The sequence below is a fragment of the Rhodococcus sp. GB-02 genome (genome assembly GCF_053470465.1).
The window spans coordinates 1-905 of the sequence record NZ_JBPUKE010000011.1 but is presented as its reverse complement, the minus strand read 5'-3'; the positions used below and the strand labels follow the sequence as shown (position 1 = coordinate 905).

1 rRNA gene is annotated in these 905 nt (G+C 54.9%); it reads left to right on the top strand.

Annotated features, from left to right (window positions below):
* Positions 1 to 905 (top strand): 23S ribosomal RNA (locus ACSW29_RS31225); the annotation flags it as partial.

Below are 905 nucleotides of genomic sequence, written 5' to 3'. Positions count from 1 at the left end.
GGGTTAGTGGAAGTGGTCTGGAACGGCCTGTCGTAGAGGGTGAGAATCCCGTACACGAAAACTTTGTGACTGTTGTAATGGAAACCCAAGTAGCACCGGGCCCGTGAAATCTGGTGTGAATCTGTCGGGACCACCCGATAAGCCTGAATACTCCCTGGTGACCGATAGCGGACTAGTACCGTGAGGGAAAGGTGAAAAGTACCCCGGGAGGGGAGTGAAATAGTACCTGAAACCGTGCGCTTACAATCCGTCAGAGCCTTCGAACAGACTTGTCTGTTGGGGGTGATGGCGTGCCTTTTGAAGAATGAGCCTGCGAGTTAGTGGCATGTCGCGAGGTTAACCCGTGTGGGGTAGCCGTAGCGAAAGCGAGTCCGAATAGGGCGATCGTAGTGGCATGCTCTAGACCCGAAGCGGAGTGATCTACCCATGGCCAGGTTGAAGCGACGGTAAGACGTCGTGGAGGACCGAACCCACTTAGGTTGAAAACTGAGGGGATGAGTTGTGGGTAGGGGTGAAAGGCCAATCAAACTCCGTGATAGCTGGTTCTCCCCGAAATGCATTTAGGTGCAGCGTCGCGTGTTTCTCACCGGAGGTAGAGCTACTGGATGGTCTAGGGGGCCCACAAGCTTACCGAAATCAGCCAAACTCCGAATGCCGGTGAGTGAGAGCGCGGCAGTGAGACTGCGGGCGATAAGGTTCGTAGTCGAGAGGGAAACAGCCCAGATCGCCAGCTAAGGTCCCTAAGCGTGTACTAAGTGGAAAAGGATGTGGGGTCGCGAAGACAACCAGGAGGTTGGCTTAGAAGCAGCCACCCTTGAAAGAGTGCGTAATAGCTCACTGGTCAAGTGATCCTGCGCCGACAATGTAGCGGGGCTCAAGTACACCACCGAAGCTGCGGCATTCAC